The following is a 7,104-nucleotide window of genomic DNA, read 5'->3' as shown; positions in this document are numbered from 1 at the left end:
GAATTATATTATACTTTCTTGAAATTTATTTAAATTAATAAAATAATACAGTACATGAAATTTCATATGAGATATGTCATATATATTCATTATATTTTTACTTTTACCTTTTTAATAATAAGAATACAAAAACGACTCTTATTACACGAAAAGAGTCGTTTTCTAACTTTATACTTTTAATACTTGCATGTTAAAAATGCGAAAACTAAAATACTATTACCTAAGAGCCTTAACTATAACTTTAGTTGCCTCTGCAATGAGTTGATTATCATAGGTAGCCTCTTTCTCATCTTTACTAGATAAAATTGCGATGATAATTGGTGCTCTATTTGGAGGCCAAACGATAGCAATATCATTTCTTGTCCCGTAACTGCCAGCACCTGATTTATCTCCAACTACCCAGTCAGTTGGTACGCCTGCACGAATAAGTTTGTCCCCTGTAGCATTTCCTTTCATCCACTCTGTAAGAATTTTACGTTTTTCAACAGGAAGTGCATTTCCGACCGTAAAAGCTTTAAGATTCGTAGCAATAGCTTTCGCTGTACTAGTGTCACGAATGTCTCCTGGAATAGCTTCGTTTAATTCTGTTTCAAAGCGATCAGACATAGTAATCCGATCCCCCATATGCCTAAGCGCTTTTTCATATCCTTTAGGTCCTCCTATTTTATTAAATAAAATGTTCCCTGCAGTATTATCACTTGAACGAACAGCTGCCTCAGCAATTTCTCCTAGTTTCATTCCAGTATCTACATGTTTCTCTGTAACAGGTGAATAATCCACTAAGTCTTCTTTCGTATAGGTGATTACTTCATTTAATGAATCAATTGAGTTTTGCTGTAGTAATACCCCCGCGGCTAAAGCCTTGTAAGTTGATGCGAAGGCAAATCTTTCGTTAGGTCGATAAGAGATTGTTTGATTTGTACCAGTATCAATCGCATATACACCTAATCGAGCATCAAATTTTTTCTCCAGTTGAGAGAACTCTTTATGCGTTGCCTGATTTTTATGTTTCACTTGTCCAGTCTTTTCTTTCGCTTCAACTTGCAATGCCCCTCCTGTAAAAGCTTCTAGGCTTGTAATACTTAAACCTAATATACCAACGCATATTCCTATTTTTAGCATCCTCTTTTTTTTCAAAATCATCATTCCTTCCAAATTTTTAGCACCTTTTTATACGTACACATAATAGACAATCACCGAACCAAATTTGTTCCACAAACTGAAAAAAATTTATAGCTAGTATGAGAATTATTAACAAAATAGGAGATAGTAGCTATGATCGCCGCTATCTCTTATTTCATATTTCATTTTTTCTTATAAATGGCTTTATATAAACAGGTTCTCTTCCCTGAGAAAAGTATTCTAATTTTGCTTAGAACTACCTGTACTAGTAGATTCAGCATGTATACGTTGCTGTTTCAAATCAAAGTATACATCTAAAACTTCCTTTCCAATTATAGAATTAATTCCATTTTTATCATCATGAAGCCATGGAACTACTACGGAAAATGCTACTTCCGGATTATCATATGGAGCATATCCAACTAACGTTAAGTTGTAACATTCCATACGTTCTCCTTTTGCATTTCTGCCAATCGGGTCATCTCCACCATATACAGTTTGGGCTGTTCCTGTCTTTCCTGCTGGTTTATATGGCGCGTTTTTGAAATATTTCACGCCAGTTCCATCACCTTCTTGGAATACCCATCTAAACCCTTCTTTTATCCGATCAATATGTTCTTTCTTCATATCAATTCGATTTAATACGACAGGCTCTATGGAACGTATAACTTTGCCAACCTCTTCTTTTATTGATTGTTCTCGTATTTCTTGTACAATTTGAGGTTGCATTCTATAACCACCATTCGCAATCGTTGAAATATATTGCGCTAATTGCAACGGCGTATACGTATCATACTGACCGATAGAAAAATCTAGTAAAAACCCAGGTTGACTATCTACTTTTCTCGTTTGTCCAATTATTTCATTCGGTAAATCAATACCTGTTGGGACACCTAAACCAAATTGCTTGAAATAATAGCGCATCGTATCAAATGCTCCTTGTTTAATATCCAATGAGCCATTTGGTACGTAATTAACTCCCGCAATTTTTAAAGCTGTCTGGAACATGTATACATTCGAAGATACTTGTAAAGCCCGTAAATCATTAATATTACCAAATCCGGATACATTCCACGATTTCTTAGCTTGTGTACCTTTAAATTTCATCGGCGCGTCATAAAATTGATCTCCTGGATGTATTGCCCCTGTCTCATATCCAGTTAATAAAGTAGCACCTTTTACAGCTGACCCTAGCTCATACGAAGTTGTCATGTTTCCTAATGCCAAATCCTCAACCTCTATTTTCCCTTCTTTTTCTACAATCTTTTTGCCTGCCATTGATAAAATTTGTCCGTTATTTGGATTCGTCATGACAACAAAAGCTCGATCGAGCAGTGGCTCTGAACTCTTAAAAGCTCTCAAGTTTTTCTCTATACTTTCTTCCACTTTCTTTTGTAATTCCATATCAATCGTTAATGTTAAACTATTACCACTTTTTCCTTTAGAGATTATTTCTGTGCTAACAATGTTTCCTGATTTATCAGTAATATTTTTTACTTCTTCTTTTGTGCCGTGTAATACATCTTCATATCGTTGTTCAATATAACTTTTTCCAACACGATCATTACGGTTATATCCACGTACTAAATAAGAATCTAAATTTTCTTTCGGTAATCCTTCTTCACTACTCGTAATATTTCCTAATACAGAACGAAATAAATTACCGTTTACATAATTACGTTCCCAATCAACAGTTGCATCTACTCCTGGAAAATTCGCAAGATTTTCGCTTATGCGCGCATACTCTTCATCTGTTACATCTTTTTTAATGATTTGTGGTGTTAGTTGATAACCTGAACTCATTTTACTTTTAATAGCTAACACCTTTAAATCTTGTGCTGTTAATTCTGCTAATTCTACCTCTGTAACACGACCTCGTCTTAAGTCTTCTATTTTTTTATCTAACTCTTTTCCCTCTATACCCTTTTCTTTAAACTTTTCTATATCTTTCTTAGTAATCTTTGTCTCCGCACGTTTCGAATTCAACTGCATCCAAAAATCTTTTTTATCGATATCTGTTAATTTATTTATATCTTGTTCAGGCATTTCAAGTACTTTCGCCAAGTCTTTTGCTGTTTTTAAAATATCTTCACTCGTAATTCCCTTCACCCTTGTATACGTAATTGTGCGAAGAGATTTATTATTAACAACTGTTTTCCCTTCTCGATCTAAAATTTGTCCACGTGGAACTGGAATACTAGTTATTGCATTTTGACTACTTTCCACTTGGTTCTTATAAGCCTCTCCCTCAACGATTTGTACCTTTCCTAGCTGCATAATAATAGCTGAGAATAGTACAAATATGCAAAGGAACATTATATTTAATCGAATAGATATATATGTCTTCTGCTTCTTGCCTTTTTGTTCTTTCATAAATCCTCCATTTAATCCTTTCAGGAATTGCTACAAATACTAAAAGCATTCCTTATATATTAGATACCGATAATCGGTTATAAATATCGCCTCAATTTTTTGCTTAATCCTTGTAAGCAACCATTCCTTTTCGTTTAGCTACGGCATTAATAACTCTCCCTTCTTGTTTTCTCTCTATTTTTTTGCCGCTTGCATTAGAAGTGCTAAACTGTATAATGACTCTTATTAAACTTACATATAGACTTGCTAGTAAATTTTCATGCTAATTATTCCTTTCTTCATGCTTTAATACTTAATAGACAACCTAAACAATAAAGTTGTTCCACATTTACAAAAAAAATAATTAAATATAAGATGAAATAGGCTACATAAGGGAGGGTTATATGTTACATACAAAAAGATGGAGATTTTTTGCGGTTCTTTCTATTGTAGGTTTGATTTTACTAATTTTATTAAAAATCAACTTCATTTCAATTACTATCGCAACTTCTTCAGCTGAAAGAGGAAAGATTTTTGATCAAAATGGTGTAATACTAGCTACAAATAAGAAAGTTAAGTCTCTATATTGCACTTCTAATGATGAAAAGTTATCGAAACAAGATACATCAAACACATTAGCTTTTTTTAATCAATTTTCAAGCGAGTTTCAACATGATATTTCTACAGAGAACATAAAATCTCAATTACAACAATCTTGTAAAAAGCAGACTATGAATGATATACCGTTATACTCTGATATAACTGAGAATGAACTTGCATTCATAAACAAAAACAAACCCAATAATGTAATAATTAAAGATGAATGGATTCGGTATTATCCTAAACACGAAATTGGTTCACAGGTAATTGGGTATGTAGAAAATGACCTTAATTCAAAGCATATGGCTGTTGGAAAAAGCGGGATTGAGCTGCAATATGAAAATGATTTAAAAGGAAAACCAGGTAAAACTCTTATTTTTAAATTGAATAATAAAAAGTTCTTATGGAACATTCAAAAAGTACAAAAAGGAAAAGATGTACGGCTAGCTTTAGACTTTGAGTTGCAGCAAAAAGCAGAAGAAGCATTAAGATCTCAAATTAAGAAAACACCTGATGCTAAAGCTGGTTATGCTGTAGTGAGCGATGCAAAAACTGGCGCGATTTTAACTATGGTCAACTCGGCAGTTTTTGATCCAAATATATTAAATACACATGTATCTTCTAGAAAAGAAAACATTAAATCTCTTTCGCAAAATAAAGCAATTCAAAAATTAAAGTATGGTGAATCTTATGTAAATATGGCTTCTACTATAAAACCACTTACTATTTTAATTGGATTAAACGAAAAGCTTTTCCAACCCGAAGATACTTATTTAGATAAAGGGACTTTTCAGTATGATAATCAAAATAACATTACGAATGCACCTGGAACGCCAACAGGTGAGATTACACCGAGGCAGGCTATCATTAATTCATCTAACACATTTATGACAGCAAAAGTAGCTCTGCCCCTATTCAACCAAAATAATGGGAATATAGAAAAAGTGGCACATATATGGACAGATTATTTAATGCAATTCGGCCTACGTTCTAAAACTGGGATTGATTTACCCTTTGAAGAAGACGGACAATATGAATTCCATCCATCTAATAAGTTTGAAAATGGGATCTCCGCTTTATTAAACGCCTCTTGGGGAGGAAATGAAGTGCATACCTCTCTTCAACTCGCTCAATATGCAGCAACTTTGGCAAGTAAAGGTGATAAATATAAACCTCAAACTGTAAGTGCAATTATTAGTCCGGACGGTAAGGAAACAAAAAAGTTTAAACCAATTTTAGAAAGTTCAAATCGTTACCCGATGAACTTTTGGAGTGTCGTGCAAGGTGGAATGAGTCAAAATATAGAGGAAATTAAAAAGTTGCCCTTTGACGTCGCAGGTAAAACAGGTATTACAGGTTTTCCGAATGAGCAAGAAAGAATGATAAATCATTCTCTTTTCATTGCATATGCTCCTACCGAAGATCCACAAATTGCCGTTTCTGTCGTTATTCCTGGTAGTAATTCAGAAAAAAACATCGCTGCTCTCGTTACATCAGAAATTTTAGAGTCTTGGCATACACTTCAAAAAGAGAATAAAAACAAAGAGGAAGGTTCATTAAAGTGAACCTTCCTCTTTTACCAAATAGAATCTATATTTATTATTTTCCATTCACCATTATCATTTTTTTCGAACATAAATGAATACTTAATATCAGTTAAAACATACTCTTTTTGTACGTATCCAGTATTGCCATTAATTGTCGATATTTTTATATATCCATCATTTTGCACTTTTTCTGGAATCCAAGCTTTTACCATTTCATTAGATACTTCATATAACACTTGTGATTCTCGTTTTGGTTCTGCTAAAATTTTTGTTTTATTTCCAGTAACCGTTGCATATATAAAATGCGCTTGCTTTGGTTGGTTACTTTCTGTCAATCCACTTGGTACTTTGTATACTTTTTTTGTATCATTTGCAAACTCTCCCCCCATTGTAAGGGCGACTTGCAACTCATGAAAAATATCTTCATCAAACTTCAGTTCATCCTTCTTATAACTCTTCCCTTTAAATAGAACTTCATCATTTAACGCTTTGTACAAGTCATTTTCATTTTTTGAGTTCGTACTTTGATATAGTTCATTCATAAATTGTTTTAATGATGGATCTTGAGCAGACTCATCTTTTGTTTTAGGCTTAATTTGAGTACTACTTTGTACTGGTGATTTATTATCATCAAGCCAAGGTTGTTGAACAATGAAAAATAACATTGTACAAACCAAAACAACTACAATAGGTAATGCTTTTTTACGAAATGGTCTTTTATGTTTTACAAAATCCACTTCATTATTTTCATATATAGACTGCTTTATTTTAGAAATAAATTCTTCTTCATCTTTACGATTCTCCATTGGCCCTTTTTTTATTTTTCTATACCAGTCAGGATTTTGTTTATTGTTCATCACTACTACCCTCCCCTATTAATTTTGAAACCTTACTTCTCGCTCTACTTAATCTCGATTTTACAGTTCCAATGGATACTCCTAATGTTTCAGCCATTTCTTCATAAGATAATTCATATTTTGCGTCCAATATAATTATTTCACGGTGCTTTTTAGGTAGTTTTAATACAACCTTCCACACATCATTCATTTCTTCTTGCTTAAAAAATTCTTGTTCTGCCGACTGGGATTGCTTATCGTCACTAAAAAAACCTATTAAAGATATTCTTTTAAAATAAGATGATTTCAAATAGTTTATTGCCGTATTTCTTGTGATTTTTAATATCCACGTTTTAATAGATGACTCCTTTCGAAATGAATTCCAATTTTTAAATACCTTTATAAATACATCTTGCGTAATATCATCTGATAAGTGTGGATCTTTCGTAATAATAAATGAATAATTCCATACATCTTGCCAATAGTCTTTTATAACATCGTCCAGCTCATCATGATTATACTTTTCAATAAACGTCTGTTCCATTTCCACACCTCAAACTTATTTGAATAAACGTAAAACTACCCTCACTTTTATTATGGTTTCAATATATAGACAAGATACAAGTTTCATTTGTTCCATTGTTTAT

At 32.8% G+C, this 7,104-nt stretch carries 5 protein-coding genes; 1 reads left to right on the top strand and 4 read right to left on the bottom strand.

The features are described 5' to 3' along the window. Nucleotides 1-216 precede the first annotated feature (216 nt). Both bla and GBN91_RS24035 read right to left on the bottom strand, forming a co-directional pair. On the bottom strand, nt 217-1,143 hold the full coding sequence (gene bla, locus GBN91_RS24040) for a class A beta-lactamase Bla1 (RefSeq protein ID WP_152122540.1): 927 nt from the start codon (nt 1,141-1,143) through the stop codon (nt 217-219). A 219-nt stretch (nt 1,144-1,362) separates the two neighbouring features. Beyond that, a complete protein-coding gene (locus GBN91_RS24035; protein WP_152122536.1) occupies nt 1,363-3,495 on the bottom strand; it encodes a peptidoglycan D,D-transpeptidase FtsI family protein in 2,133 nt (710 codons plus the stop codon). 383 nt (nt 3,496-3,878) lie between these two features. Between GBN91_RS24035 and GBN91_RS24030 the strand changes: the two genes are divergently transcribed. After that, a complete protein-coding gene (locus tag GBN91_RS24030) occupies nt 3,879-5,639 on the top strand; it encodes a peptidoglycan D,D-transpeptidase FtsI family protein (protein ID WP_152122534.1) in 1,761 nt (586 codons plus the stop codon). A gap of 11 nt (nt 5,640-5,650) precedes the next feature. On the opposite strand, the gene GBN91_RS24025 is transcribed toward GBN91_RS24030, so the two are convergent. Both GBN91_RS24025 and GBN91_RS24020 read right to left on the bottom strand, forming a co-directional pair. Beyond that, nucleotides 5,651-6,478 carry an SH3 domain-containing protein gene (locus GBN91_RS24025; RefSeq protein ID WP_001060761.1) on the bottom strand — a complete coding sequence of 276 codons (828 nt, stop codon included), beginning with the start codon at nt 6,476-6,478 and terminating at the stop codon, nt 5,651-5,653. Further along, entirely contained in the window at nt 6,468-7,001 is a 534-nt protein-coding gene (locus GBN91_RS24020; protein ID WP_000438340.1) for an RNA polymerase sigma factor, read from the bottom strand. Before GBN91_RS24020 ends, GBN91_RS24025 begins: the two co-directional genes overlap by 11 nt. Between the last annotated feature and the right edge of the window lie 103 nt (nt 7,002-7,104).

The sequence above is a fragment of the Bacillus sp. B1-WWTP-T-0.5-Post-4 genome (genome assembly GCF_009183795.1).
Taxonomy (GTDB): Bacteria; Bacillota; Bacilli; order Bacillales; family Bacillaceae_G; genus Bacillus_A; species Bacillus_A cereus.
The sequence above is the reverse complement of the archived record's forward strand: the minus strand, read 5'-3'. Positions and strand labels throughout refer to the sequence as shown.

Excerpts from the sequence above, each read along its gene's own strand:
- bla (WP_152122540.1), bottom strand. The coding sequence starts at position 1,143 with ATGATTTTGAAAAAAAAGAGGATGCTAAAAATAGGAATATGCGTTGGT.
- GBN91_RS24035 (WP_152122536.1), bottom strand. The coding sequence starts at position 3,495 with ATGAAAGAACAAAAAGGCAAGAAGCAGAAGACATATATATCTATTCGA.
- GBN91_RS24030 (WP_152122534.1), top strand. The coding sequence starts at position 3,879 with ATGTTACATACAAAAAGATGGAGATTTTTTGCGGTTCTTTCTATTGTA.
- GBN91_RS24025 (WP_001060761.1), bottom strand. The coding sequence starts at position 6,478 with ATGAACAATAAACAAAATCCTGACTGGTATAGAAAAATAAAAAAAGGG.
- GBN91_RS24020 (WP_000438340.1), bottom strand. The coding sequence starts at position 7,001 with ATGGAACAGACGTTTATTGAAAAGTATAATCATGATGAGCTGGACGAT.